At 42.8% G+C, this 26,042-nt stretch carries 29 protein-coding genes; 23 read left to right on the forward strand and 6 right to left on the reverse strand.

What is annotated here, in order from left to right:
* Positions 1-6 precede the first annotated feature (6 nt).
* From BET10_RS20905 to BET10_RS20920, 4 genes are all read right to left on the reverse strand, one after another.
* Positions 7-1,629 carry a type I restriction-modification system subunit M gene (locus BET10_RS20905; RefSeq protein ID WP_070988067.1) on the reverse strand — a complete coding sequence of 541 codons (1,623 nt, stop codon included), beginning with the start codon at positions 1,627-1,629 and terminating at the stop codon, positions 7-9.
* An 81-nt stretch (positions 1,630-1,710) separates the two neighbouring features.
* Positions 1,711-1,941: a hypothetical protein gene (locus BET10_RS20910; RefSeq protein WP_005085357.1), complete on the reverse strand. Its 231-nt coding sequence runs from the start codon at positions 1,939-1,941 to the stop codon at positions 1,711-1,713.
* Positions 1,942-1,950: 9 nt separating this feature from the next.
* Positions 1,951-2,196 (reverse strand): DUF2188 domain-containing protein, encoded by a 246-nt coding sequence (locus BET10_RS20915; protein WP_070988069.1) that lies wholly within the window; start codon positions 2,194-2,196, stop codon positions 1,951-1,953.
* 94 nt (positions 2,197-2,290) lie between these two features.
* Complete coding sequence (locus BET10_RS20920; protein ID WP_240503728.1) at positions 2,291-2,944, reverse strand: restriction endonuclease subunit S; 654 nt, start codon at positions 2,942-2,944, stop codon at positions 2,291-2,293.
* Positions 2,945-3,690: 746 nt separating this feature from the next.
* On the opposite strand from BET10_RS20920, the gene mobI reads away from it, so the two are divergent.
* The 3 genes from mobI (at position 3,691) to BET10_RS20935 (ending at position 5,577) form a co-directional block, all read left to right on the forward strand.
* Positions 3,691-4,269: a conjugative transfer protein MobI(A/C) gene (gene mobI, locus BET10_RS20925; protein ID WP_070988072.1), complete on the forward strand. Its 579-nt coding sequence runs from the start codon at positions 3,691-3,693 to the stop codon at positions 4,267-4,269.
* Positions 4,262-4,771, forward strand: a complete 510-nt coding sequence (locus BET10_RS20930; protein WP_070988074.1) for a hypothetical protein — start codon at positions 4,262-4,264, stop codon at positions 4,769-4,771. Before mobI ends, BET10_RS20930 begins: the two co-directional genes overlap by 8 nt.
* Positions 4,772-4,878: 107 nt before the next feature.
* Positions 4,879-5,577 (forward strand): hypothetical protein, encoded by a 699-nt coding sequence (locus BET10_RS20935; protein WP_070988075.1) that lies wholly within the window; start codon positions 4,879-4,881, stop codon positions 5,575-5,577.
* A 135-nt stretch (positions 5,578-5,712) separates the two neighbouring features.
* Here the strand turns inward: BET10_RS20935 and BET10_RS20940 are convergent, their stop codons facing one another.
* On the reverse strand, positions 5,713-6,039 hold the full coding sequence (locus BET10_RS20940) for a helix-turn-helix domain-containing protein (protein ID WP_083330643.1): 327 nt from the start codon (positions 6,037-6,039) through the stop codon (positions 5,713-5,715).
* 93 nt (positions 6,040-6,132) lie between these two features.
* On the opposite strand from BET10_RS20940, the gene BET10_RS20945 reads away from it, so the two are divergent.
* Both BET10_RS20945 and BET10_RS20950 read left to right on the forward strand, forming a co-directional pair.
* Positions 6,133-6,516: a hypothetical protein gene (locus BET10_RS20945; RefSeq protein ID WP_070988077.1), complete on the forward strand. Its 384-nt coding sequence runs from the start codon at positions 6,133-6,135 to the stop codon at positions 6,514-6,516.
* A gap of 203 nt (positions 6,517-6,719) precedes the next feature.
* The gene (locus tag BET10_RS20950) at positions 6,720-7,577 is read left to right on the forward strand and encodes a hypothetical protein (RefSeq protein WP_070988078.1); all 858 of its coding nucleotides are present in this window, start codon (positions 6,720-6,722) and stop codon (positions 7,575-7,577) included.
* A gap of 218 nt (positions 7,578-7,795) precedes the next feature.
* Here the strand turns inward: BET10_RS20950 and BET10_RS20955 are convergent, their stop codons facing one another.
* On the reverse strand, positions 7,796-8,560 hold the full coding sequence (locus tag BET10_RS20955) for an EAL domain-containing protein (RefSeq protein WP_070988080.1): 765 nt from the start codon (positions 8,558-8,560) through the stop codon (positions 7,796-7,798).
* Positions 8,561-8,712: 152 nt separating this feature from the next.
* Between BET10_RS20955 and BET10_RS20960 the strand changes: the two genes are divergently transcribed.
* From BET10_RS20960 to BET10_RS21040, 18 genes are all read left to right on the forward strand, one after another.
* Entirely contained in the window at positions 8,713-9,504 is a 792-nt protein-coding gene (locus BET10_RS20960) for an isocitrate lyase/PEP mutase family protein (protein ID WP_070988082.1), read from the forward strand.
* Positions 9,505-10,021: 517 nt separating this feature from the next.
* Positions 10,022-10,468 (forward strand): FMN-binding protein MioC, encoded by a 447-nt coding sequence (mioC, locus tag BET10_RS20965; protein ID WP_070988084.1) that lies wholly within the window; start codon positions 10,022-10,024, stop codon positions 10,466-10,468.
* A 423-nt stretch (positions 10,469-10,891) separates the two neighbouring features.
* A complete protein-coding gene (mnmG, locus tag BET10_RS20970) occupies positions 10,892-12,781 on the forward strand; it encodes a tRNA uridine-5-carboxymethylaminomethyl(34) synthesis enzyme MnmG (RefSeq protein WP_070988086.1) in 1,890 nt (629 codons plus the stop codon).
* A gap of 15 nt (positions 12,782-12,796) precedes the next feature.
* Positions 12,797-13,417 (forward strand): 16S rRNA (guanine(527)-N(7))-methyltransferase RsmG, encoded by a 621-nt coding sequence (gene rsmG, locus BET10_RS20975; protein WP_070988088.1) that lies wholly within the window; start codon positions 12,797-12,799, stop codon positions 13,415-13,417.
* Between the two features lie 14 nt (positions 13,418-13,431).
* Positions 13,432-14,217: a ParA family protein gene (locus BET10_RS20980; RefSeq protein WP_070988090.1), complete on the forward strand. Its 786-nt coding sequence runs from the start codon at positions 13,432-13,434 to the stop codon at positions 14,215-14,217.
* 15 nt (positions 14,218-14,232) lie between these two features.
* Complete coding sequence (locus BET10_RS20985; RefSeq protein WP_070988092.1) at positions 14,233-15,162, forward strand: ParB/RepB/Spo0J family partition protein; 930 nt, start codon at positions 14,233-14,235, stop codon at positions 15,160-15,162.
* 139 nt (positions 15,163-15,301) lie between these two features.
* On the forward strand, positions 15,302-15,682 hold the full coding sequence (locus tag BET10_RS20990; RefSeq protein ID WP_070988094.1) for an ATP synthase subunit I: 381 nt from the start codon (positions 15,302-15,304) through the stop codon (positions 15,680-15,682).
* A 15-nt stretch (positions 15,683-15,697) separates the two neighbouring features.
* A complete protein-coding gene (atpB, locus tag BET10_RS20995) occupies positions 15,698-16,552 on the forward strand; it encodes a F0F1 ATP synthase subunit A (RefSeq protein ID WP_070988096.1) in 855 nt (284 codons plus the stop codon).
* 55 nt (positions 16,553-16,607) lie between these two features.
* The gene (gene atpE / locus BET10_RS21000) at positions 16,608-16,841 is read left to right on the forward strand and encodes a F0F1 ATP synthase subunit C (protein ID WP_070988097.1); all 234 of its coding nucleotides are present in this window, start codon (positions 16,608-16,610) and stop codon (positions 16,839-16,841) included.
* A 57-nt stretch (positions 16,842-16,898) separates the two neighbouring features.
* Positions 16,899-17,369, forward strand: coding sequence for a F0F1 ATP synthase subunit B (atpF, locus tag BET10_RS21005; RefSeq protein WP_070988099.1), 471 nt, complete (start codon positions 16,899-16,901; stop codon positions 17,367-17,369).
* A gap of 15 nt (positions 17,370-17,384) precedes the next feature.
* On the forward strand, positions 17,385-17,918 hold the full coding sequence (gene atpH / locus BET10_RS21010) for a F0F1 ATP synthase subunit delta (protein ID WP_070988101.1): 534 nt from the start codon (positions 17,385-17,387) through the stop codon (positions 17,916-17,918).
* Between the two features lie 14 nt (positions 17,919-17,932).
* Positions 17,933-19,474 (forward strand): F0F1 ATP synthase subunit alpha, encoded by a 1,542-nt coding sequence (atpA, locus tag BET10_RS21015; protein WP_070988103.1) that lies wholly within the window; start codon positions 17,933-17,935, stop codon positions 19,472-19,474.
* Positions 19,475-19,532: 58 nt separating this feature from the next.
* Positions 19,533-20,393: a F0F1 ATP synthase subunit gamma gene (gene atpG / locus BET10_RS21020; protein WP_070988105.1), complete on the forward strand. Its 861-nt coding sequence runs from the start codon at positions 19,533-19,535 to the stop codon at positions 20,391-20,393.
* A gap of 32 nt (positions 20,394-20,425) precedes the next feature.
* Positions 20,426-21,811, forward strand: a complete 1,386-nt coding sequence (atpD, locus tag BET10_RS21025; protein WP_070988107.1) for a F0F1 ATP synthase subunit beta — start codon at positions 20,426-20,428, stop codon at positions 21,809-21,811.
* Positions 21,812-21,825: 14 nt separating this feature from the next.
* Positions 21,826-22,242, forward strand: a complete 417-nt coding sequence (locus BET10_RS21030) for a F0F1 ATP synthase subunit epsilon (RefSeq protein ID WP_070988109.1) — start codon at positions 21,826-21,828, stop codon at positions 22,240-22,242.
* A gap of 335 nt (positions 22,243-22,577) precedes the next feature.
* A complete protein-coding gene (locus BET10_RS21035) occupies positions 22,578-24,713 on the forward strand; it encodes a winged helix-turn-helix domain-containing protein (protein ID WP_083330644.1) in 2,136 nt (711 codons plus the stop codon).
* 460 nt (positions 24,714-25,173) lie between these two features.
* A complete protein-coding gene (locus tag BET10_RS22015; protein WP_275423311.1) occupies positions 25,174-25,305 on the forward strand; it encodes a hypothetical protein in 132 nt (43 codons plus the stop codon).
* Between the two features lie 50 nt (positions 25,306-25,355).
* The gene (locus BET10_RS21040; protein WP_139158583.1) at positions 25,356-25,901 is read left to right on the forward strand and encodes a hypothetical protein; all 546 of its coding nucleotides are present in this window, start codon (positions 25,356-25,358) and stop codon (positions 25,899-25,901) included.
* Positions 25,902-26,042: the final 141 nt, after the last annotated feature.

Below are 26,042 nucleotides of genomic sequence, written 5' to 3' on the forward strand. Positions count from 1 at the left end.
TCATACTCATTCAGCCACCTCCGTTGTGTTGCTTTGCGCCTCGTTAGGTACGATATCCTTTAACAGCGCCGCCATTTTGCTGCGAACATCGGCAAGTTCGCTTTCAAGGCTGGTGATCTCAGCCTGTACCGCCACAATATCAATCTCGATTTCTTCTTCGAAGGTGTCGACGTAGCGCGGGATATTCAGGTTAAAGTCGTTCTCTTTGATCTCGTCAAAGGTGGCTAAATGGGCGTATTTTTCTACCTCTTCACGGGTTGTTACCGCTGCAACAATTTTGTCTAGGTGTTCATCCAGCAGGATGTTTTGGTTTTTCCCTGCTTGGTAATGGTCTTTGCCGCTGGCATCGACAAACAGCACGTCTTTGCGGTTTTCATTGGCACCACCTTTTTCACGTGAGCGGTCAAATATCAGGATTGCCACTGGAATACCTGTACTTGGGAACAAGTTGCCGGGCAAACCGATCACAGCATCTAACAGGTTTTCTTCAATGAGCTTTTGACGAATGCGTAGTTCCGCCGCACCTCTAAACAGCACACCATGAGGCACCACTACGGCAATGCGGCCTTCTTTTTCAACGGCGGCTTCAACCATGTGGCTGATAAAGGCAAAGTCTGCCTTTGATTTAGGTGGTAGACCGCGCCAATAGCGGTTGTATCTGTCGGATTCAACGTCTTCTGAACCCCATTTGTCGAGTGAAAATGGAGGGTTGGCAACCACGTTATCAAACTTCATCAGCCTGTCATTTTCGACCAACGCTGGTGAGGTGAGGGTGTTACACCATTCGATACGAGCAGAGTCGGAGCCGTGCAAGAACATATTCATACGCGCAAGCGCCCAAGTGCTGCCGTTGACTTCCATGCCATAGAGTGAGTAATTGCGGTCACCTACTTGACGAGCGGCTTCAATCAATAGCCCGGCTGAGCCACAGGCAGGGTCACAAATACGAGCCCCCGATTTTGGTGCAGACAGACGCGCAACCAGCTCAGAGACTTTATGAGGGGTGTAGAATTCACCTGCTTTTTTACCTGCATCGGAGCCAAAGCGCTCAATAAGGTAGATGTAGGTATTACCAATCACATCTTCAGACACGCGCGATGGGCTCATGTCGAGTGCGGGCTTGTTGAAGTCATCCAGCAAGGTTTTTAGGCGGCGGTTGCGGTCTTTGGTTTTACCCAAATTGGCTTCGCTATTGAAGTCGATGTTACGGAATACGCCTTCTAACTTGGCTTTGTTCGCGGTTTCAATATGCTCTAAAACAATGTTGATCAGCTCGCCGATGTTGGGTTCGTTTTTACGCTCTAACAATGAATAGTAGTTGGCCAAAAAGGTGTCGGTAACAACGGTTTTCTTCTCTTTGGTTGCTGGGTCTTCAATTTCTTCTGTCAGTTCCACCATTGGCAGCACAAAACGCTCGCGCTCAAGCTTACGTCTGATACGGACGTCATCGTCACCGTACTGTTTTTTATATTCTGCGTAGTGGTCATTCCATACATCGGAGATGTATTTTACGAACAGCATTACTAGGATGTAGTCTTTATATTGCGCAGGGTCTACCGCGCCTCGGAAAGTATCGCATGCAGCCCATGCTGCATTGTTGATGTCTTTTTGCTGAATTTTATCGCTCATAAATGGCCCTCAAATTTGGTCAGTGTCTATAGGGCGGGGCAGGCTATACCGGTAGCGCCCCGCTAGCTGTAAGTTAAAAGGTTAAGAATCGAGTACGGCAGACTGAGTCCAGGTAATCGACCGCCCAAATGGAGGGTAAATCGATGTACTATCCTTTATGGTGTACCGTGCAATGACTTCACCTTGCTCGTTTAGCTCTTCACATTCATAGGTATCAGTGTCTTGACCTTTTCGTTGCGACCACTGACTACTTACGATGTTGAGGGTATGCGATTCAGGTACACCTATTTTCTTTTTGTATTCATCACTCATGAGGGCTCCTTATCCTTTAATGTCTTTAGGGTCGTTACCATGGCTATCTTTGCGTTGTATCTGGCCGTCTTTGCCATGTATAAAAAGCTCAGAGCCTTCGCGCTTGCTTTGTTCGCGCGCCGCAGCTTCGGCCTCTTTTTTGGTGCTGTGTACGCTTGAAGCGCGTTCTGCACCGCCTTTTTTGTTCGCCCATCCATCAGGATGTGGTACGACATGTCGGGTATTGCCCTTGCTTGATGATGTATTCTTTGCCATAATTCTGGCTCCTGTTTTTTCAAATGAAACGTGGATTAAAGTTTTGCTAAAAGTGCGGTCACACTTTCGGCTCGTCTAAACCCAGTAACTGTCATTACTGGGTATTCATTGCTAAATTCATTAATATTGCGTCAGTTAACACCTCCTTTTTCTTTGCTAATGCATTCATTAGCTTCTGCTCGTTGATGGATAATTGGTAAATCGCAACGATCTTTTTCTGCACATCGAGACTAGGGACTACTATCTCCAGATCCTCAAGTGCAGGTTTGCCAATCATTCTTACCGATGTTCCTGTTGCCTTACTTTGTAATGCTGCTTGTGAAGTCGGTTGATTAATAAACCAGCATAAATACGCTGGCATAACCGAATCACTTTCAACTCGAATTCGCAACAGTGGCGCAGCGATAACAGCATCACTCAACTCTTGGTCAATCAATGCTGCCGTATTAGTTTGCCCCCTAGAGCGAAAGGCTAAGTCGTTATGTTTAACTCTGTGATGATCCTTTAAGTCCTGCATAGCAATCTGCACTAGCTCTTGGGCATTAACTCGGTTATCTTCAGTAAGATCCTTCATCTGAATAACAGAGATATTTCCATTAGCGTCTGGCTCAAGCTTTGACCTAAAAGAGTGTCCCATCTGTACAGAGGCAATTTTTGTCAAATTAACTTTCATCGTCACCTCAAGTTCGTTGTAATGGCGTTTCTGCAAATTTTTAATAAGCTTAAGCTGAGATTCATAAGCTGTCAATCACTTATTTTGCAAAAACGTCGTTACTGTAAAACTTATTAACGGTGATTTACCCAAAGTCAGCCCATTTCACATTTAAAATCTCCCCTCAAATAGCCATATAGTGACAATGGTATTTAACTCCCTATAGCTAACTTTGAATTGGATTAACCAGCAATAAAATGCGTAAAAATGATGTCACCATCGAAAAAACTACCTGCGTGAAGACGAATAGTGCTACTAACTAAGTTGAACCATTGTTCACACATCTGTCATTTATCCTGCCAAAAAACCATCTAAAAACCACTTTGAGATTTCAACTGGCCGCGCCTCATACAATTAGCGTATCGAAAAACAACCCAAAAGCGCTCTTACTCTCTGCCCACAGCGTGCAGCCCTATGGGCTTTCACATGTGAAAGCCCATCAGCCCTCATGCACTACAAACAGACAGAATCCCACAATAATCTAGAAATTTACCGCCACAATCCCACCAAAAAAATAATCGACACTCAGATCCCACAATGATTGGAGTACAACGCCCTACATCCCCGCCACAACAATAAACCAACGAAAATAATCCGTAGCAACATCCCACAAAGATAGGTATCTGGAGAGCACAGGGATAGGTCCCAGGAGAGGAATCGCTGCCATGCTTCCCAATCAGCGGTGGGACACGAGGAAAATTATGCGCTCAAAAAGGGCAATTAGAGATGCGTAAGTAACCGTACGTTTGCGCTACCTTGAGCAAAACAAACAAGGAGCCACTATGACTGTATTAAATGAACATTCCGCCGCCTATCAATGGCATCAACGAGCCCAGCAGCGACACCCCGAAAATGAACCAGAATGCTTTGAACTCGCTCTATCACAATCGCTCAAAGCCCTCGCTGATATCGAAAACTTTGCAATGCAGGAACCCTATCTACTGGAGTTTTTAGCCAGTTACTACGCTAACCAGTTTTGGCGAACCCATAGAGCCCATAAGGAAACCTCACCTGGTCGCTACGGCTGTCGGGTTCGGATTCGCAACCATCGCTTTGAAGCGGCTTGGTACTACAACTGGTATATCAGTACCAATCAAATGGCACAGCGACACAACAAAGAACAACGTGTTCGTTCTAAGCATTTAGCCAAAGGCAAAGGCTTTCGTTACCCACCGGGGCGCTTTTCAAAAGCCAACGATGAATGGGAATCCGATCTTATTGAGTACACAGAAGATGCCTTCGCACTGATCCGTGAAGTGCGGCATGAAATCCTCACCATCAAACAAAAAGCGCAAATCTGTACAAAACGACTTAACAAACTTAGTGAACACTTTCAAAAAATGGAGAAGCAAAATGGCTAAGAAAACCATACCAAACGTCGGTATTACCGACTATTACGGAGAACTAGATCTATCAGATTTTGATATTGCACTGCCAGAACAATCTCCGTTGCCAAAATTAATCAAAGATTTACCTCTGTTTGTCGCCTATGAATCGAAGATACTAACGGTTGCGGCTAAAGACCTTGAAGCACGATTGGAAAAGCTGTGCAAAGCTCTGACAGCTGAGTACAAAGTGAAATATCCAATACGCTACAAATTCAAAGTCAAAAAATCAAAAGGCTTACCAGAGATCACATGGTATCGCCTAATTCTTCATCGCTATCCAGACGAAGAGCTTGAAGAAAAAGAAGTATCCGAAGGGGTATTGAGACGTTTTTCAAACGCAATGCCCTGGGAGATCCCGCTGTATCTTCATTTGCTAGACCAGATCAAACGACTGGAACAGCGTGTGAGGCCTACAAGAGAGCTGTCTAGCCAGGTGAGAAAAACGATGCGAGCGATAGAAAAGCTGCAAATTTAGTTCTATCCAATCAGGAAGCTTCATGCCGTGAAATGAAGCTTCTACCCACAGTTTGCATTTTCAAAATCGATGATACGCTGGTAGTAAAGTGAGGAGAAAATGCTGTGATGAGATTGAAAGTTCAGGTTGAAAAAATCAATGCTGAAAGCGTCGAAGTCGCGTGGTTCACGGGGTTGAACAATCACGGTATCGTTACGGTTCAAATTGCTCAAAGTGAGTTCCGGTGCGCTATCGCAGAGTTAACGGCGGCAAGGTTCTTAATACTCGACAAACAGGTATTCGGGCGCGTACCAAACAGCGGTAAAGGTCTCGCACTCAGCCTAACCAAAGAAACCATTTTAGCGGTCAAGAATGAAGCTCTCAAAACTGCCGCACTGTTTTTGTCCAACCATCTATCCGGTATCAAACTTTATTCTGACGAGATTGTTGATATCACTCATCCAGAAACAAAAGACATTGTTACGCCTTATGCTTCACCCTATCCTACGTTTGAGGTTGCAAAACTTGGCACCATCGCCATCAGTAACCATGCAATGCAACGCTACCAACAAAGACACAGGCAAGGTGATATTCGCAATCCATGGCATAGCTTACAGAAGCAACTCTCCCATCCAAATCTAGAAAGACTGGCTTTGTCATCAAGAACACGTTTTCAAAAGCTACTCCGCTACGGAAGCGAGCAACATGAAATTTGGGCCAACCCTACAGGCAATCTTTACTTCCAAATTGCATCCTTAGCGGAACACAAGTTGGTTGTGACGGTTTTTTCTCAGGTAACGCATGCTTTCAATGAAATTCATGCTTAGGAAAGCTAAGCTAAACAGAGATAGAAGATACTGACAGGAGGTGAATATGGAACTTTGGATTTGGCTGGGAGGTTTATTACTGACAGTCGCCGCAGTCGGTGGGGTATTTTGGTATTCAGGACGACAGCGATAGCTTTATGACTGGTCGATGTTATCGATTTCCTGCCTGATCTGCTCAATAAGCGCCTGCTTTTTAGTTTCACTAAGCTTTTCAATCAAACATGCCAGTTCTGCTGAGCTGTCGGAATCTGAAAAGAAAAACGCAACAGGCACACCAAGCTCCTGAGCAAGCTTTTGTAGCGTACCGATATCGGGCATATGACGCCCTTTTTCATAATGATTCATACGGCCACTCGCTGAACTTGGGTCCATACCCAAACGGATACCAAGCTCCCTTTGGCTGATACCAACGCGATTTCTTGCCTGTTTAAGGCGCTGTGGAAATGGATTTGTTTTAGACAAGTGAGAATCATCATCAACCTACGATGCTTAGATTTTCTAAGTTTTAATTATACCTGTATACTTAGGAAAACTAAGCACAAAATGGAGACTAAGATGAAAACACTAAAAAAGTTCGCACTATTTTGCGTTTTTTGTCTTGGTGCGTTAGTGACTGTATATCAAAGCTGGGGAGTGATGTTGATGGCCTTCCCAAGCGTTATTTGGCTACATAAGCCACTGGATGTTATCCACAAAAATAAGTACACCGCGTTGCTATTTTGGTTTGTACTCTTTTATGTAAACTGGCTATTCGCTAGTGCCGTCGCCCTCACCTATTTCTTCATTCATGTCTGGCATTTGCACCAACAGAACATTCCGCTCAATGACTCGTCCTGCACCAAGCGAATACCTCGACGCATCAACCCTAGCACTGGTTTATTGATGAAGAACAGGCACTTTGATATCGCAGGTAATGCTTATGGCTGGAAGAATGATTGATATGGGTAGGTGATGATCACCCTCGCCCCGACAGGAAAGGATCGTAATAACAAAATGATCTACGATCCATAGCAAAAGCCTCCGATCAATAACTGATGAGTTTAATGATCAAAAGATATCTCCTGCTTATCCACAATGAGTCAACTTGGTGACCAACCGATAAATAACTGCAAAATCAGATTTTTTTGAAAAGGAAATTTCTCATGAAACCGAAGGCTAGGTTCACTCAGTTATCGTTACTAATTTTGCTCACTGGATGTGCCTCTACATCAAGTCCTATCCAATATGACAACAGCCACAGCCGTGCTCATAACATTGCTCATGCAGGTGGGCTCTACCAAACAGAAGACAAAGTCATTCCAATGAGAGACTTTGAAGCATTTAAGCTCGCGAAAGCTGCCGCAGGAAATACATTGTTACTCACGTCTTCAGTAGGTGTGGGACTTGAGTTAAGTGAAGGACTGGGCCTTGGTTTGCTAACGTCATTACTGGAACAGCCTTATACCGCTTCGCGAAACAGCATTATTGCTTGGATACCTATACAAGAAGCGACATCCGCTCGAGACGTACAGCAAAAGTTGCTCTACCACTTCAACACAGCCATCGAAACCGTGCTTCAAGAACAATCTATTCACTATGAGCGCACGAATGGCAATTCAGAACAAAAGATAGAGTTCTACTTCCATAGTGCAGACTACCAATGTCCAAAATACCAAGCAGGTATGACAAACCAGGACCTATGCTACATCACCGCTGAAGTTTTCGAACCGAGAAGAACGATGTCACCGTCTTTCGTCAACGATGGACAGGAAAGTTTTGCATTTGAATCCAACCATCACGTCTACTACCAGAGATTTAGAATTTCCCCAGGCAAGAATAGTGACATCCCTTCTGATGCACTTTACGCTGCTATCAGTAGTAAGTTACCCGATTGGATCTTCATCTATATAGCAAAAGGGAACATTCACTTTGGTAATCAGACGATCACCGCACCTTACCTGCTAGAGAGTGGAAAACCACTCTTGTTTATTGTTGCTGAGGAGAAAAAAGGTGAAAGCTGATCCGGTTTCCCACCATTCCCACTTTTCCCATCCTGATCTATGATGGAAGTCATCTTGGGAAGTAAGAATTTGACCATAAATTGCAATTTGGTCCCCAATCGGTCCCCAAGACGTCGCACGAGGCCAGCTATTATGGGAAACTTCACTTTCTGTATCGGTAAATAAACCTTGCAAGTACAAACCAGAACACAGTCTGGTTTGTACTTAATTTAGTTCGTTTAAAAAGAAAAGTTCACTTCCGGTAGGCTTTCAAAACTGGGCTTAGCAAACAAATATCCTTGCATTAATGATACCCCTGCTTCACGCAACCATTGGTACTCTCCAACTGTCTCAACCCCTTCAGCAAGTGGAGTAATGTTGAGATCGTGAAACATGCTCAGGCAATTTCTTACAATAGCCTGACGCAATCTATCCTCATGAATATTTCTGATCAGTGCCATATCTAACTTAATAATATTGGTCTGAAAATCGGCCAGTAAGTTTAACCCCGAATACCCCGCCCCAAAATCATCGGTGGCTGTCAAAAAGCCCAAAGATCGATAGTACTCAACTACTTGCTTGATGTGATCGGTATCCTCAATTTTTTCAACTTCGGTAAACTCAAACATGATACGGCTGACTGGAAAGCCATACTCCTTTGCAGCCTCCAAGGTGGTGCGAATACAACGTTCAGGTTTATAAATGGCATTTGGTAAAAAGTTAATACTTAAAAACTGTTGCATATCTAGCTTAGCGGCAAGTTTTATCGCTTTTACACGGCAGAGTTGATCAAAAGCATATCGGTTTTCTTCATTAACTTGTGAAATAACAGACCGGGCAGATTCGTTATTTTCCCCTCGTACCAACGCTTCATAACCAAATATTTGCCGATGTTCGCATTCCAAAATAGGTTGAAATGCCATCGAAAAGTCAAAATTGAGGCTGAGTTTATCACGGCAATTTGTACATCCCGTTCTTTGACAACTGTGATCTACTTTGTCCATCGCTACCTTCCTTAACGCTCAATGTCTATGCCGAGCTTAGCGTTCATACTAAGGGTTCGCAACTTAGCGCTGTTTAGTTCCAAATCTGGCCAGAACAGAAAAACATAGAAAATTATGATACGTCTCTCATCAACCAATGGAGCACAAATATCATGAACAAATATCTACATTTTCATCACCTACACAATCAACCAACACTTTTTAAGTTACTCAACGCTTGGGATCCACTCTCGGCAATGCTGCTAGAACAAGCAGGATGCGCAGCCATAGGCACCACAAGCTGGGGCATGGCCAATGCTCGTGTTCAGCAAGATGGTGAATCATGCTCATTTGAGTGTTTTATTACACAAACCAAGCAGATTGTTGATTCTGTTAATATTGGTGTGAGTGTGGATATGGAGTCAGGTTTTTCAGATGATATAGAGACTATCTGTGACAATGTGTTAACCATCGCTAAACTTGGCGCGGTAGGTATCAATATTGAAGATAGCAGCAAAAAAACAGGTCAGTTACGCCATATAAATGAACAAAGTCTTATTTTAGGCGCAATAAGGCAATCTCTTGATAATGCAGGCTATAAGCAGTTTTTTGTAAATGCACGCATCGATACGGCTCTGTTAGCACAGCATCAATTTAGTAACACACAAGCACGTGCTGATGCCTACGCTAAAGCAGGTGCAGATGGCATATTTATCCCAGGTTTAACAAATCCCACCCAGATTGAAACCTTATGTAAGCAGCTACCTGTACCGGTTAATATGTTGGCACTCCCCACATGTTATAACAGCGAAGCGCTGCAAAATTTGGGTGTAAAAAGGCTATCATTTGGCAATACGTTCTCAGATAACTGTATAAATCTAATACAAAAACAGGTAAGCAAGACACTAAAATGCTCAGATCATGGCGATTTATTTCAGTACAATTCGATAACTTTACCATTTTAAGCCTTTTACAAACCAAGCAGTGCTGTAAAACACAGCACTTTTTGCGCTAAAAGCCATCACCGTTTATGGATGTAACGCCGTTTTTCGCTATCGGATCATCTAATCGTGATCTTTTTAGCCTGTTTTTAGATTATTTTCTTATATGGATCGATACTGATAGATCTGACAAGTTGCGCGCTCAATCCATCTCTTATAGTTTATACACATCATTACTGTCCACATGCGTGGTTTACTTACTAGATACAGTAAATTTGAACGACCGACCTAAAATTAGCGCAGATTTTACGAAGGATCAGTCTAAGTTATTGCAAACATACTGCCAGCTTACCCACAAATTTCACAGGATAACCACAGTAGGAATAATTTATTTATATTATTTAAATCAACTAGTTAAAAATAAACACTCACAATTGATGGTAAACTAGCCTGATAAATTTATCCAAACCCTGTGATCTACTCTTTACTTCTTGTGGTAGGTCATTATGATGTCGGCATTCGTGACTAAGTAGTAGAAGTTATGCAGCACATAGAGATCATCGTTGGCAGTCAAATGGGTTCGGCCGAGTATGTCGCCGAGCAGCTGCAAGAAGCCCTGCAAGATCAAGGCATTGTTACAGCGCTCCATGAACAACCAATGCTCAATGATATTGTTCATCCGCTGTGGCTGGTGGTAACGTCTACATATGGTGCCGGTGATTATCCGGATAACTTGTTATCTTTTATAAGTGAGTTAGATCAACAAAATAACTTAGATCACATTGATTTTGCAGTGGTGGGTATTGGCGACACAAGTTACGATACTTATAACTTTGCAGCAAAAAACTGCTCGCAACTGCTTATAAATAAAGGGGCAACGCAATTACTGGCAAATCTTGAAATAGACGTGCTTGGCGATGCGCTACCAGAAGATACCGCTTTGCAGTGGTTACCCCAATTGCTAGAAAAGCTCACTCAAACAAAATAACGATCTTTTACATAAGTTATTCACAATTTTAAGTGAAATAAGATCGTACTGTGGATAACACTTGATCTATCAGGGGATCTACCCCTACTTATCCATGGGATAAATTTGATTGGATCTGTGCCTGTGTATAAATAGCCATTTTGATCAGAGCTTGTCCGCGTGTAGATCCGATCTAATTCACATCAATTGATCAGGTATAATATATTGATATATATGAATAATATAGGTTTACTCACAGATCATGTGATCACTAATAGTAAGATCTAATAAAAGATCTTTAAAAAGATCCTTATATATATTTAGTGATCGAGTTTTAGAATTTTCTGAGTTGCTCATTATTTAAACATTTCACTTCTGAGCATTTCTAGGTAGAATACGCTCCCTTTCAAAATTTGCTGGTTGTTTTTAAGTAGGATCCCGTAAATGATTTATCATGAACATTTTGACGTTATTGTAGTTGGTGGTGGACATGCAGGCACAGAGGCTGCGTTAGCTGCTGCTCGCATGGGTATGAATACCTTATTGTTAACACACAATATGGATACTCTAGGTCAAATGTCATGCAATCCTGCTATTGGTGGGATTGGTAAAGGCCATCTGGTAAAAGAAATAGACGCTTTAGGCGGTGCAATGGCCAAAGCCATTGACAAAGGTGGTATTCAGTTTAGAACCCTTAATTCATCTAAAGGCCCAGCGGTACGCGCTACAAGGGCTCAAGCAGATAGAGCACTGTACAAAGCAGCAGTACAAGATATATTGCAAAACCAAGAAAACTTAAAGATTTTCCAGCAATCATGCGATGACTTAATTGTTGAACAAGATCAGGTTAAAGGCGTAGTGACTCAAATGGGCCTGCGTTTTAGTGCCCAAACGGTAGTATTAACCGTGGGAACTTTCCTTGGTGGTCAAATCCATATTGGTATGGAGAACTTCAAAGGCGGACGGGCAGGTGATCCACCTTCAATCGCCCTTGCGCATCGTTTACGTGAATTACCATTTCGAGTGGATCGCTTAAAAACAGGTACACCGCCTCGTATTGATGCCCGTACCGTTGATTTCTCTGTTATGCAGGAACAACCCGGTGATACCCCAACTCCTGTATTTTCATTTATGGGTAAAGCATCGGATCATCCAAAGCAGATCCCTTGCTATATCACTTATACCAATGAACAAACCCATGATGTGATCCGAGAAAATTTACACCGCTCACCCATGTATGCTGGGGTTATTGAAGGTATTGGACCGCGTTATTGTCCTTCAATAGAAGACAAAATTGTTCGTTTTGCTGAAAAAGAAAAACACCAGATTTTTGTAGAGCCAGAAGGCCTAACATCGTATGAGCTCTATCCTAACGGTATTTCTACAAGTTTACCGTTTGATGTGCAGTTGCAAATTGTTCGCTCTATCAAAGGGTTTGAAAATGCCCATATTTGTCGTCCAGGTTATGCAATAGAGTACGATTTCTTTGATCCAAGAGATCTAAAACAATCCTTAGAAACTAAGTTTATCAACGGGTTGTTTTTCGCCGGTCAGATCAACGGCACAACAGGTTATGAAGAAGCAGGTGCTCAGGGCTTGATCGCAGGTATGAACGCTGCACTGCAAGTGCAAGGCAAAGATGCTTGGACGCCTCGTCGTGATCAGGCTTACACCGGTGTACTGATTGATGACTTGGCAACCCTTGGAACTAAAGAACCATACCGCATGTTTACCAGCCGTGCTGAATATCGTTTATTATTGCGTGAAGATAATGCCGATCTCAGATTGACTGAAAAAGGTCGCGAATTGGGCCTTGTTGATGATGAGCGCTGGGCTGCTTACAACGATAAGCTTGAGGTAATGGAACAAGAATCTCAGCGCCTTAAATCAACTTGGATCCATAAAGATCACCCTGTTCTTGCACAGGTTAACGAGTTATTGAAAACACCGCTTACCCGTGAAGCGAGTTTGGAAGATCTGATCCGCCGTCCAGAAGTAAGCTATCACAGCTTAATGGCGATTGACGGATTAGGATCTGAGTCAACAAATATTCAAGCACTTGAACAAGTTGAGATCCAAACTAAATACGCAGGCTATATTGCTCGCCAACAAGATGAGATCAACAAGCAGTTACGTCATGAAGAAACCGTACTGCCTGCTGACTATGATTATTCTCAGGTCAGTGGCCTTTCGAATGAAGTGGTTGCTAAACTTACAGATGCGCGTCCGCAAACCATTGGTCAGGCTTCGCGTATTTCTGGTATCACCCCAGCCGCTATTTCGCTATTATTAGTGTATCTGAAAAAGCAAGGGCTACTGCGCAAATCTGCGTAGCAGCATAGGAATACTGTGTTACAGCAACAACTGACTTCTTTGTTAGCGCAAACGGAACTTGTGCTAAGTGACCATCAACAGCAGCAATTAGTGCAATATGTTGAGTTATTAGATAAATGGAATAAAGCTTACAATTTAACCTCAGTACGCGACCCGCAAGAAATGATGGTAAAACACATCATGGATTCTTTAGTCGTGGCGCCACACCTCAGCGGTAAACAATACATTGATGTGGGTACCGGACCCGGTTTACCTGGCATTGTATTGGCTATTGCTTTGCCCGACACACAGTTTGTATTATTAGACAGCTTGGGCAAACGTGTGCGTTTTTTAATGCAAGTAAAACATGCGCTTGGCTTGGATAATGTGACTCCGGTGCAGTCTCGTGTTGAAGAATATCAGCCAAGTGTTAAATTAGATGGTGTACTCAGCCGTGCTTTTGCATCATTGCAGGATATGGTTGATTGGTGTGAACACCTAATCGACCAGTCAGGTCTCTTTTTGGCATTGAAAGGTCAATTTCCGGCACAAGAACTTGAACAACTGCCTGCGGGGGTAACCTTGCAACAGGATATTCATCTTACCGTGCCAGAGTTAGATGCAGAGCGACATTTAATCATTCTTTCAAAAGATTAGTATTCGAGGGCAACGTGGCAAAAGTCATTGCAATTGCAAACCAAAAAGGTGGCGTTGGCAAAACCACCACGGCTGTGAATTTAGCAGCCTCGATGGCGGCAACTAAGCGCAAAGTCTTATTAATTGATTTAGACCCGCAAGGTAACGCGACGATGGGAAGTGGTGTCGACAAGTACGGCGATGTGGCCACCATTTACGATTTACTGATCGAAGAAAAAGCCATTGATGAGGTAGTCTGCAAAGAAACCTCAGGTGAATATCATCTTATTGCAGCGAATGGGGATGTAACCGCAGCCGAAGTTAAGTTAATGGAGTTATTCGCACGTGAGGTGCGTTTACGTAATGCCATTGAGGCAATTCAAGATAAATACGAATTTATTTTTATCGACTGCCCGCCTTCTTTGAATATGCTGACGGTCAATGCCATGGCGGCGGCGGACTCTATTTTAGTTCCTATGCAGTGTGAGTATTATGCACTTGAAGGTCTTACCGCGTTGATGGATACGATCACGCAATTGGCAAAATTGGTAAACCCTGAATTACAAATTGAGGGGATTTTACGCACCATGTATGATCCGCGAAACCGCCTAGCCAATGACGTGTCTGAGCAACTAAAACAACATTTTGGTGATAAAGTATATCGCACCGTGATCCCGCGCAATGTACGCTTAGCTGAAGCCCCTAGTTTTGGTGCGCCAGCGATGTATTATGATAGGGCATCAAGTGGTGCAAAAGCGTATTTGGCTTTGGCAGGCGAAATGTTACGTCGTAAAGAAAAACAATCCGCAGCGGTTGCCTAAGAGGATAATAACAACATGTCGGTAAAAAAACGCGGTTTAGGCCGAGGCTTGGACGCCCTACTCAGTTCTTCCAAACCTGCTCCTAGTAAAGAGTCTATTGAGGCTGAAACGATTGTTAATGTCAGTGAGTCCGTTAATAGTGTTACGAGTGAGTCAGAGCTACAACGTCTGCCGATCGAATTTTTAAAACCAGGCAAATACCAGCCGCGTAAAGATATGTCTGAGCAAGCTTTAGAGGAGCTAGCCAGTTCTATCCGAGCACAAGGCGTATTGCAACCTATCGTGGTGCGCCCTACCGGTGACAATCAGTTCGAAATCATTGCCGGTGAAAGACGCTGGCGTGCAGCTCAGCTCGCTGAACTAGATGTCGTACCTTGTATTTTAAAAGATGTACCTGATGAAGCTGCGGTTGCCATTGCGCTGATTGAGAATATTCAGCGTGAAGACCTTAATGCGATGGAAGAAGCGGTTGCATTAGATAGGTTACTACATGAGTTTGAGCTGACACATCAACAAGTAGCTGACGCGGTTGGCAAATCGCGCACCACAGTTACTAATTTACTCAGACTCAATAATCTCAACGATGATGTTAAAAAGTTGTTGGAACATGGTGACATTGAAATGGGCCATGCTCGGTGCTTGTTGGCCCTGAGCGGTGAAGCCCAGTCTGATGCTGCTAGAACGGCTGTGGCCAAGGCGCTAACAGTACGTGAAACAGAGAAGCTAGTGCGCAACATTCTAGAGCCTGTGGACAAAAAACAGACAAAAGAAAAAGATCCAGATGTCAAATTGTTAGAACAACAATTAGCCGAAAATTTAGGCGCTAAGGTGGAAATAAACTATAACCAAAAGGGCAAAGGTAAATTGGTTATTTCATATGCCAATTTAGATGAATTAGACGGTATCTTAGGTCGTATCCAGTCAGACATGCAGCAACCTTCCTAATGCACGAATAATCGGCAAATGTGGCGTCGAAAAAGCGCCACATTTTGTCTCATCAAGTTGCAAAATCACCAAATATAAGTATAATTTCGCCAGTTTTAAGACCCTGATTAATTTTTACGCCATTAAAGGTTAACTAAAAGTGACTCAATCGTTAGTAAGCCCATATCGGCGTGCCGCATTAAAAGGTGTTTTTTATCAGGGAGTCGTGGCGTTAGCCATCGCAGTTATCGTTTTTGTATGTTGGGGAGCTTTGGCAGCTCAGTCGGCGCTGGCCGGTGGAGTGATAGCCGTGCTTCCCAATTTAGTATTTGCCGTTTATGCCTTTCGATATATGGGCGCAAGCAGGGCAAACCAAGTGCATAAATCGTTTAAACGAGGCGCTGGGTTAAAATTTTTGTTAACTACTGCACTATTTTTGGTGGCATTTAAAGTCCTAGCAGTCGAGCCGTTATGGCTGTTTGTTAGTTTTATCATCGTAACCATCGTGCATTGGTGTACATCGATTTTTTTTAATCATTAACTTTTAGGAAAAACAATGGCTGCAGAACAAAGCTTACAAGGCTATATTCAGCACCACCTTACGAATGCCAAAATGTGTTCTACCGATTCAGGTATCGCATTTAACAAGGCATGTAGTGAGGCTGGTTTCTGGACGTGGCATGTAGATACTTTGGCTTGGTCAATTCTATTAGGTCTTGTTTTTATCTGGATTTTCAAAAGTGCCGCTAATAAAGCGACCACTGGCGTGCCAGGTAAAATGCAATGCTTTGTAGAAATGATCGTTGAATTCGTTGACTCAAACGTGAAAGATACCTTCCACGGTAAGAGTAAACTGATTGCTCCTCTAGCCCTAACAATTTTCGTTTGGGTATTTCTGATGAACTTGATGGATTTGATCCCAGTTGACTTCCTTCCATTTGCTGCAGGGCAAATTGGTGCGGCAACTATGGGTATGGATCCTCATGACGTATACATGAAAGTCGTACCAACAACTGATGTTAACCTAACATTCGCGTTGGCACTGGGTGTATTCGCACTAATCATTTTCTATACCATCCGTACCAAAGGTGTAATGGGCTTTGTTAAAGAGTTAACTCTTCACCCATTCTCGGCTAAGAACCCGTTTGTTCAGGCGTTACTTATCCCTGTAAACTTTGTGATGGAATTCATTACGTTGATTGCTCGCCCTATTTCACTGGCGCTGCGTCTTCACGGTAACCTATTTGCAGGTGAGTTGATTTTCATCATCATCGCTGCAATTGGCTTGTTCCAGTTACCATTGCACTTTATCTGGGCGGTATTCCATATCCTAGTTATCGTGTTGCAAGCATTTGTATTTATGATGTTGACGATTGTTTATCTAAGCATGGCATCGTCTGACAGTCACTAATAATTAAGAAACACCAAATTCATTAACTTTAAATTTAAATAAATCGGAGACAATAATGGAAATCGTACTAGGTCTTAAATATATCGCTGTTGCACTTCTAATTGGTTTAGGTGCGTTGGGTACTGCAATTGGTTTTGGTACTCTTGGTGGTAAATTCCTAGAGTCTGCTGCTCGTCAACCTGAGCTTGCACCTCAACTTCAAGTTAAAATGTTCATCGTTGCTGGTCTTATCGATGCGATCGCGATGATCGGTGTTGGTATCGCAATGGTATTGTTGTTCGTAATGTAATTACTGGTTTTATAAGCCAATTTGTTTATCGAACAACTAATTTGAGGAGGAGCGGTTGTGAACTTAAACGCCACTCTACTGGGTGAATTAATCGCGTTTATCGTTTTCGTATGGTTCTGCATGAAGTATGTATGGCCACCGCTAAACGGTGCGATTGAAGCTCGCCAAAAGAAAATTGAAGACGGTCTTGCTGCTTCTGATGAAGCAGAAAAAGAGCTTGAGCGTGTGCGTCTTGAAGCTGCTGAGCAGTTAAAAGAAGCTAAATCTCAAGCGGCTGAAATCATCGAGCAAGCGAAAAAACGCGCTGCGTTGATCGTGGATGAAGAAACCACGCGTGGTCAGCAAGAGCGTGAGAAAATCATTGCTCAAGGGCACTCTGAAATCGAATCTGAGCGTAACCGTGTAACAGAAGACTTGCGTAAGCAGGTTGCTACTCTGGCCGTGGTTGGTGCTGAGAAGATTTTAGAACGTGAAATCAATCAAGCTGCACACAGTGACATCGTTGAAAAACTTGTCGCTGAGCTGTAATAAGGAGGTATGAGCATGTCTGAATTGGCTACTATCGCTCGTCCTTACGCTAAAGCGGCTTTTGAGTTTGCTGTTGAAAAAAGCGCTGTTGATGCTTGGAACGAGATGCTTTTCTTTGCTGGTGAAGTAGCAAAGAATGAGCAAATCGCGCGTTTCCTAGCAGGCAGCGCCTCTGTTGAAAAACAAGCTGAGGTATTTTCTCAAGTTTGTGCAGAGCAGATCAACGACCAAGTTTTGAACCTGATCAAGGTGATGGCTGAAAATGGTCGTTTGGTTGCACTTCCAGCAGTTGCACAGTTATATGCTGAATTTAAAGCAGAATATGACAAAGAAATCGATGTTGACGTGGTTTCTGCAACACCGTTAGCTGAAGAGCAGCAAACAAATCTAGTAGCGGCACTTGAAAAACGTTTCGCACGCAAAGTTAAGCTAAATTGTAGTGTTGATGAAAGCACGGTTGGCGGCCTTGTTATCAAGGCAGGCGACACAGTCATCGACGGCTCAGTACGCGGCAAGCTAAACCGCTTAGCTACTACACTACAATCGTAATTGGGAAAAAGAGCATGCAACTTAATTCCACAGAAATTTCTGCGCTGATCAAGCAACGTATTGAACAGTTTGAAGTTGTAAGTGAAGCTCGTAACGAAGGTACAATTGTATCTGTTACAGACGGTATCATCCGCATCCACGGTCTTGCTGACTGTATGCAGGGTGAGATGATCGAGCTTCCTGGCAACCGTTATGCTATCGCACTAAACCTTGAGCGTGACTCAGTAGGTGCTGTAGTAATGGGTCCTTACGCAGACCTTAAAGAAGGCGTAAAAGTACAATCTACTGGTCGTATCTTAGAAGTACCTGTTGGTCGTGGTCTACTAGGTCGTGTTGTAAACACACTTGGTCAGCCTATCGATGGTAAAGGTGCACTAGATAACGACGGTTTTGAACCAGTTGAAAAAATCGCACCAGGCGTAATCGAGCGTCAATCAGTAGACGAGCCAGTACAAACTGGTTATAAGTCTATCGATGCGATGATCCCAGTTGGTCGTGGTCAGCGTGAGCTTGTGATCGGTGACCGTCAGACTGGTAAAACTGCACTAGCAATCGATGCTATCATCAACCAAAAAGACACAGGCGTTAAGTGTGTGTACGTAGCGGTTGGTCAAAAAGCTTCTACTATTGCTAACGTAGTACGTAAATTAGAAGAGCACGGTGCACTTGCAAACACTATCGTTGTTGTTGCATCAGCTTCTGAATCAGCAGCGCTACAATTCCTAGCGCCATTTGCTGGTTGTACTATGGGTGAATACTTCCGTGACCGCGGTGAAGATGCACTAATCGTATATGATGATTTGTCTAAGCAAGCTGTTGCTTACCGTCAAATCTCATTGCTACTTAAGCGTCCGCCAGGCCGTGAAGCATACCCAGGTGACGTATTCTATCTTCACTCACGTCTTCTAGAGCGTGCATCACGTGTTAACGCTGATTACGTAGAGAAGTTCACTAATGGTGAAGTGAAAGGTAAAACAGGTTCATTGACGGCATTGCCAATCATTGAAACTCAAGGTGGTGACGTTTCTGCATTCGTACCTACCAACGTTATCTCAATCACCGATGGTCAGATCTTCTTAGAAACTGACTTATTCAACGCAGGTATCCGTCCAGCTGTTAACGCTGGTATCTCGGTATCTCGTGTAGGTGGTGCTGCGCAAACTAAAATCGTTAAGAAACTAGGTGGTGGTATCCGTCTAGCGCTAGCTCAATACCGTGAACTAGCGGCGTTCTCTCAGTTCGCTTCAGACCTTGACGATGCAACTCGTGCACAACTTGAGCACGGTGAGCGCGTAACTGAGCTAATGAAGCAGAAACAGTACGCTCCAATGTCTGTTGCTGACATGTCTCTGTCGTTATTTGCAGCTGAAAAAGGCTACCTAAAAGACATCGAAATCAACAAGATCGGTGACTTTGAAGCAGCGCTTATCGGCTATGCAAACAGCACATACGCAGAGCTAATGGCTCAAATCAATGAAACAGGTAACTACAACGCTGAGATCGAAGCGCAGCTTAAAGAACTTCTAGAGAAGTTCAAAGCAACGCAAACTTGGTAATTTAGTTATGCTAGGTGAGGGTTATCGCTAACACTCACCTTGATTCGGAGAGAGAGTCATGGCCAGCGGAAAAGAGATTAAAAGCAAGATCGGGAGTATCAAGAATACTCAAAAGATCACCAGCGCAATGGAAATGGTTGCCGCTTCAAAAATGAAGAAGGCGCAAGACCGTGTGGCTGCAAGCCGTCCATACGCTGAGAACTTACGCAAAGTGATCGGTCGTGTTGCTCAAGCTAGCCTTGATTTCCGTCATCCGTTCTTAGCAGAACGTGACGTGAAGCGAGTTGGTTATATTGTTATCTCTACTGACCGTGGTCTATGTGGTGGCTTGAACTCAAACGAGTTCAAAAAAGTCGCATTAGACGTAAAAGCGTGGAAAGAAAAAGGTGTAGACGCAGAGTTTGCAACTATCGGCAGCAAAGCTGCTGGTTTCTTTAAGCGTTTTGGTGGTCAACTACTTGCTAAAAAAGCAGGGTTAGGAGATACGCCTTCAATTCAGGACGTAATTGGTCCTGTAAAAGTGATGCTAGATGCATACGCTGAAGGAAAAATTGACCGTTTGTACGTGGTATGCAACAAGTTTGTAAATACCATGAAGCAAGAGCCCGTAATCGATCAGTTATTGCCTTTGCCAAAAGCTGAAGAAGAAGTATCAAGCTACGCTTGGGACTACTTATATGAGCCAAGCCCAGAAGCGATCTTAGAGACGCTATTGGTACGCTTTATTGAGTCACAAGTCTACCAAGGTGTAGTTGAGAATGCTGCCTCTGAACAGGCTGCCCGTATGGTTGCGATGAAAGCCGCAACTGATAACGCAGGCGACCTGATGGATGAGCTGCAACTTGTTTACAACAAAGCGCGTCAGGCAGCAATCACACAAGAGATCAGTGAGATTGTTGGCGGCTCAGCAGCTGTATAACGCTTCGGCAAAGTTTAACGAGAGGAATAGACATGAGTTTAGGTAAGGTCGTCCAAATTATCGGCGCCGTTGTGGACATCGAGTTCCCACAAGACAACGTGCCAGCCGTATATGACGCACTAAAAGTAACAGAAGGCGACTTAGCTGGTTTGACTTTAGAAGTTCAACAACAGCTAGGTGGCGGTGTGGTACGTGGTATCGCACTTGGTACTACTGACGGTTTACGTCGTGGTACATCAGTAGAAGGCACAGGCGAGCCAATCAAGGTTCCAGTTGGTACTAAGACCCTAGGTCGTATCATGGACGTATTAGGTCAGCCTATTGATGAAGCAGGTCCAATTGGTGAAGAAGAGCGTATGTCTATTCACCGTGCTGCGCCTTCATATGAAGATCAATCAAGTTCAGTTGAACTACTTGAAACTGGTATCAAGGTAATCGACCTTGTATGTCCGTTTGCTAAAGGTGGTAAAGTTGGACTATTCGGTGGTGCCGGTGTAGGTAAAACCGTAAACATGATGGAACTTATCCGTAACATCGCAATCGAGCACAGCGGTTATTCAGTATTCGCAGGTGTTGGTGAGCGTACTCGTGAGGGTAACGACTTCTACCATGAAATGAACGATTCAAACGTACTTGATAAAGTATCGCTTGTTTACGGTCAGATGAACGAGCCACCGGGTAACCGTCTACGTGTTGCTTTGACTGGTCTAACTATGGCAGAGAAGTTCCGTGACGAAGGTCGTGACGTACTTTTCTTCGTAGATAACATCTACCGTTATACACTAGCGGGTACTGAAGTATCTGCACTTCTTGGTCGTATGCCATCAGCGGTAGGTTACCAGCCTACACTAGCTGAAGAAATGGGTGTACTTCAGGAGCGTATCGCTTCAACTAAGACTGGTTCAATTACTTCAATCCAAGCGGTATACGTACCTGCGGATGACTTGACTGACCCATCACCAGCTACAACGTTCGCGCACTTAGATGCAACAGTAGTACTTTCACGTGATATCGCGTCTCTTGGTATCTACCCTGCGGTAGACCCACTAGATTCAACATCTCGTCAGCTTGACCCTCAAGTTATTGGTCAAGAGCACTATGATACTGCTCGTGGTGTTCAAACAGTTCTTCAGCGTTATAAAGAACTTAAAGACATCATCGCTATCCTAGGTATGGACGAGCTATCTGATGAAGATAAGCAAGTTGTATCTCGTGCACGTAAGATCCAGCGTTTCCTATCTCAGCCGTTCTTCGTAGCTGAGGTATTTACAGGTGCGCCTGGTAAATACGTTTCACTGAAAGACACTATCTCAGGCTTCAAAGGCATCCTAAACGGTGACTACGATGATATGCCAGAGCAGGCTTTCTACATGGTTGGTTCTATCGACGAAGCAGTTGATAAAGCTAAAAACATGTAATTTAGGGGGTTGATATGGCATTGACAGTACAACTTGATGTAGTTAGTGCGGAGCAGAGTGTATTCTCTGGCGAAGCAGCTTCTATCCAAGTGACCGGTAGTGAAGGTGAGTTGGGTATTCACCCTGGCCACGCCCCACTATTGACTGGCCTAAAACCTGGTATGGTACGTTATGTAACAAAAGATGGTAATGAAGAAATCATCTATGTTGCCGGTGGTACGCTTGAAGTTCAACCAAAAACTGTAACTGTTCTAGCGGACGTTGCAATGCGTGGTGAGGACTTAGATGAGCAAGCTGCTGAAGAATCTAGACGTGAAGCGCAAGCGCAAATGGACTCAACTTCAGCGACTGAACTTGACCATCACGCTGCGGCAGTACAGCTAGCTGAGGCAATTGCTCAGCTGCGCGTTATTCGCCAATTGCGTAAATAAGTACAAACCTATCTGGTTTAAAAACCCGTGCTGCAAAGTACGGGTTTTTTTATTTTTAGGGATAGTTAATTTTTTGCTCTGTCCTAAGTATGAGATTGTTCATTATTGCTCTCCATATGTCTCGCTCGGCCATTTTGCTTGCTTGATACCTTTCCCGCTATCTGAAATAATAAAAATATTAATATATTGAATATCAATTGGCTTCACTACGTGTACAATTATATTTGTGAAATGATCAAGACGGTCCTCTTTTGCAACAATATCAGTCATCGGGTTCAGAAACTGGGCTGTGAAATCGCTGCATTATAATAACTCCAATAATAAACGATGTTTAAATGGCTACAATGAATGAAGTAAGTTTTTCAAGGAAAGTAAAAGAAGTGCATTTTGGGGCTTGGGTGTTTGATCCCAAAACTCAAACTCTTTCAGATGGAGAAGTTGAAAGAGAGCTTGAACCTTTGTTATTCAAGTTACTTTCTTATTTTATTATCAACAATGACCAAGTGATCACAAGGCAAAATTTGGTTGACGATGTTTGGTGTCAAAATTATGTTGATGATAATGCCATTAATCGTGCTATTTCAGAGCTTCGAAAGATACTGAAGTCAGATAAGCAAAGGAGCATAGTATTAAAAACACATTATCGCAAAGGATATAGTTTTGTTTTTGAGCCTATTATTATTTACCACGATCAGCTATCTTCCGAAACACATCAGACTTCTCCAGAGACTCCTTTTACACACCATCAAGCTGATACTCTCATCAAAAATACCGGAAAACCCAAGCGCTCGAAAAGCATAATAATTGGGACTTTTTTTGCAGGTGCCCTCGCGCTGGTATCAATTGGCAGTCAATTTAAGTCGTTAGAAAATTCAGAGCCAGATATCGTAGAAAGTACCATTGAAGAAAGTGTTTTATCTTGGATTGAGGGACGTTATACCTTACTTAATTTATCACCAGATAAACGACAGCTATTATTTGCGTTTGTGCCAAGTGATGGGCAAAACTATACACTGGTAGTAAAAGATCTCAATACTGGATATGAAAAGCGCTTGGGCGAAGAGCAAGTTAATTACTTCCCTGTGGGTTGGTCGGTTGACTCAAGCACTGTTTATTATCGCATCGTCAAAGACGATACCTGCCAAGTTTGGCGCTTAAACGCAGACTTTAATTCTAGCAGCGAATACCTCTTTCCATGCGAACCCGCAGGCCTATCTGGGATCGGTGTTGATAATGATCACTTTATTTACTCTAAACGCGGCTACAGAAACAAGGACGAACTGGCAGCATTGACCAGCCGAAACCTTGTTTCAGGTGAGGAATATCAAATTACTTCACCAAACTTGAATTCAAATGGTGATAGCTTACTGGCCTATATTCCTGAAAAAGAAACCATCATATTTGAGCGCTTGCAGTTCGATACCAGTGAGCTATACATGACTGATTTAGATGGGGGTAATCAAGTCAAATTATATGAGGCTAAAAACAGAATTTGGGCGCTTAACTATGACCGTGAAAATAATATGTTGGTGTGGCTCGATACGGCGGAAAGTAAAGTATATGGATACTCCCTTGATGAAAATAAGCTAACCAATATCACTAAGCTTGTGGGAAATATTAATTATGCAAGCTATCAATCAATTGGGCTAAGTGAGTTTTTAGCGGTAAGCTACCCATTTTTACAAGACATCTATAGCTATGATCTTGAATCAGGCCAACTGACAGAAAAAGTTAAAAGCCCTTATGAAGACGTATTTGCACTTGATGTGCAAGATCACATCATTTTATTGAGGCGAGTTGGTAAAAAGCTGGCTATCAAGAAGGTTGATAGCAGTGGACAAGTGTCTGCGCTAGGTTTACCCGATGGTCAGTATTCAGCGATAAGCTACAACAAGGAACAAAATCATCTACTCGTTCAACTTCAAAATAAAATAGATGTATATGACTATGAAACTTTGTCGCTGGTTGCCTCTATTGAAGTTGACGGTATTATCATATCGTCTGAGTTTTTACTTAATAATCGAATTGGCTATGTAGTACTCGATGAGCAAAAAGTAAGAAGTCGAGCCTATATTTACTCGTTGGACGATAGCAAAGAAACTAAATTACCCATGGTTAATTTGCGTTGGGTTGGACAATTAAATGAATATCAGTATGTAACCCTATCTTCAGATGACAAACTGCTGTTATATGACGCAAAGCAAGGTGAAGTGTCGATAACAGTTGATTTGCCAAAAGCATTGTACAAGCACTCTGAAGCCATTGGCGATGGTCTTTATTATCACTCAGATGGAAAAACTATCTATCGGGTAGATTTCTATGCTGAAGAACCCATGAAAGAGATATATTCAGTCGATGCATCAAAGTTTGTTATTCAAAACCTCCGTATATCTTCGAGCTCAGGCCAGTTATTGCTAGATATATTAGAAGTGAAGCAAAACCAGCTACTCAAAGTCAAAGTACAGGGCTAATTTGACTGCCATAATGAGCTATTGCGTTATTCAATAGCTCTCCATTACCTTTCTTTGGAACTCGTTTCTCCTTTCGAAGACAAAGATCTGCTTGCTGCGTGTTCTATATGTTGTTTTTTGATCTAATGCAATAATCGACTTTTGAAAAAATGCTATGAATAAGCTGGACTACTAGTGAGTTTTCACCGTTTCTTCTTGTAGTTATGACACTAATGCAGGTTTTTTTGTTCTTATATTAATTTTTGTTTCATAAGGAACGAGATATCAAACATTATGACTTGAAAATACTTTGATTTTTAAAATAAAACCTTATAAAACAATGGTTTATTTTTTTATAAATAAGGTTTTATAATTTCTTGTTTTTGCCTTGTTTGGGTAATGTAGTTATCAAGCAAGCGGGCCAGATGAATGGTACCGCGGATTGAATACATACATTTATACAACAACAAGGAAAACAACAATGTTCTTAAAGCTGAAAACTAAAAAACTTAAAAAGCTAGTAAACAACGAAGCATTAAATACACAGCAAACAAAACAAATTGCTGGTGGCACAAACACAGATACGGCTAGACCAACTACTCAAATGGATTAATAAATGCGTGCATGTAAATGCAACATAGACTAAGACTAGGAAAGAGATTTTTGATTGAACTAAATGGATTGCTAGTAGCGCCTTTAATGATGACGACTTTGGTAGGGAAGCTGACGTTTCAAGCGCCTACAACGGAGTTCTACTATGCCAGAGAGGCAGGCGTTGTCGTTGAGAGTGTGTTCGAACCGGGTAATATCGTTCAAAAAGGCGATGTTATTTTAAAATACCTCACCGAGCTAGACAGAGAGACTCTACAACAGTTGAACGTAAATCAAGAAGGATTCGTTGATTACGTTCGTAGGGCCTCTGAGCAAGGGGGAAGTTACAGCTCAGGAGATATCCTAGCAAAAATCAGTAGTAATACGTCAATGGGAGTACTGCTTGTTGAAGGGCCTGTATTTCAAGATGCGTCTAAACTAAAACAACTTTGGACATGCTTGAATGGTTTAAAAAAGCGGGTTGTAGTAGATGGTGTCCATGATAACCAGATACTTCTCTCCATTAAGTTAAGCGAGTCTGATTACAGTAACAAAGTATGGTATCAAAATGAGTCGCAAGTGACGTTATCAACAAATGAGAGGCCATGTGCACAATAGCTGCTCTGGCCTAAATTTGCTCTAACCTCACCGCAAAGTAAAAACCTCACTGCAAAGTAAAACCTCACTGCAAAGTAAAACCCCACAGCAAAGTAAAAACCTCACCGCAAAGTAAAAACCTCACCGCAAAGTAAAAACCTC

Source organism: Pseudoalteromonas amylolytica (assembly GCF_001854605.1).
Lineage (GTDB): Bacteria > Pseudomonadota > Gammaproteobacteria > Enterobacterales > Alteromonadaceae > Pseudoalteromonas > Pseudoalteromonas amylolytica.

What these genes read in the sequence shown, in the direction of transcription:
- atpE (WP_070988097.1), top strand. Translation starts at nt 16,608, where the DNA reads ATGGAAATCGTACTAGGTCTTAAATATATCGCTGTTGCACTTCTAATT.
- BET10_RS20905 (WP_070988067.1), bottom strand. Translation starts at nt 1,629, where the DNA reads ATGAGCGATAAAATTCAGCAAAAAGACATCAACAATGCAGCATGGGCT.
- mnmG (WP_070988086.1), top strand. Translation starts at nt 10,892, where the DNA reads ATGATTTATCATGAACATTTTGACGTTATTGTAGTTGGTGGTGGACAT.
- BET10_RS20915 (WP_070988069.1), bottom strand. Translation starts at nt 2,196, where the DNA reads ATGGCAAAGAATACATCATCAAGCAAGGGCAATACCCGACATGTCGTA.
- atpB (WP_070988096.1), top strand. Translation starts at nt 15,698, where the DNA reads ATGGCTGCAGAACAAAGCTTACAAGGCTATATTCAGCACCACCTTACG.
- BET10_RS20985 (WP_070988092.1), top strand. Translation starts at nt 14,233, where the DNA reads ATGTCGGTAAAAAAACGCGGTTTAGGCCGAGGCTTGGACGCCCTACTC.
- BET10_RS22015 (WP_275423311.1), top strand. Translation starts at nt 25,174, where the DNA reads ATGTTCTTAAAGCTGAAAACTAAAAAACTTAAAAAGCTAGTAAACAAC.
- atpG (WP_070988105.1), top strand. Translation starts at nt 19,533, where the DNA reads ATGGCCAGCGGAAAAGAGATTAAAAGCAAGATCGGGAGTATCAAGAAT.
- BET10_RS21030 (WP_070988109.1), top strand. Translation starts at nt 21,826, where the DNA reads ATGGCATTGACAGTACAACTTGATGTAGTTAGTGCGGAGCAGAGTGTA.
- atpA (WP_070988103.1), top strand. Translation starts at nt 17,933, where the DNA reads ATGCAACTTAATTCCACAGAAATTTCTGCGCTGATCAAGCAACGTATT.
- atpH (WP_070988101.1), top strand. Translation starts at nt 17,385, where the DNA reads ATGTCTGAATTGGCTACTATCGCTCGTCCTTACGCTAAAGCGGCTTTT.
- BET10_RS20910 (WP_005085357.1), bottom strand. Translation starts at nt 1,941, where the DNA reads ATGAGTGATGAATACAAAAAGAAAATAGGTGTACCTGAATCGCATACC.
- BET10_RS20930 (WP_070988074.1), top strand. Translation starts at nt 4,262, where the DNA reads ATGGCTAAGAAAACCATACCAAACGTCGGTATTACCGACTATTACGGA.
- BET10_RS21035 (WP_083330644.1), top strand. Translation starts at nt 22,578, where the DNA reads ATGGCTACAATGAATGAAGTAAGTTTTTCAAGGAAAGTAAAAGAAGTG.
- atpD (WP_070988107.1), top strand. Translation starts at nt 20,426, where the DNA reads ATGAGTTTAGGTAAGGTCGTCCAAATTATCGGCGCCGTTGTGGACATC.
- mioC (WP_070988084.1), top strand. Translation starts at nt 10,022, where the DNA reads ATGCAGCACATAGAGATCATCGTTGGCAGTCAAATGGGTTCGGCCGAG.
- mobI (WP_070988072.1), top strand. Translation starts at nt 3,691, where the DNA reads ATGACTGTATTAAATGAACATTCCGCCGCCTATCAATGGCATCAACGA.
- BET10_RS20945 (WP_070988077.1), top strand. Translation starts at nt 6,133, where the DNA reads ATGAAAACACTAAAAAAGTTCGCACTATTTTGCGTTTTTTGTCTTGGT.
- BET10_RS20960 (WP_070988082.1), top strand. Translation starts at nt 8,713, where the DNA reads ATGAACAAATATCTACATTTTCATCACCTACACAATCAACCAACACTT.
- BET10_RS20955 (WP_070988080.1), bottom strand. Translation starts at nt 8,560, where the DNA reads ATGGACAAAGTAGATCACAGTTGTCAAAGAACGGGATGTACAAATTGC.
- BET10_RS20950 (WP_070988078.1), top strand. Translation starts at nt 6,720, where the DNA reads ATGAAACCGAAGGCTAGGTTCACTCAGTTATCGTTACTAATTTTGCTC.
- BET10_RS20935 (WP_070988075.1), top strand. Translation starts at nt 4,879, where the DNA reads ATGAGATTGAAAGTTCAGGTTGAAAAAATCAATGCTGAAAGCGTCGAA.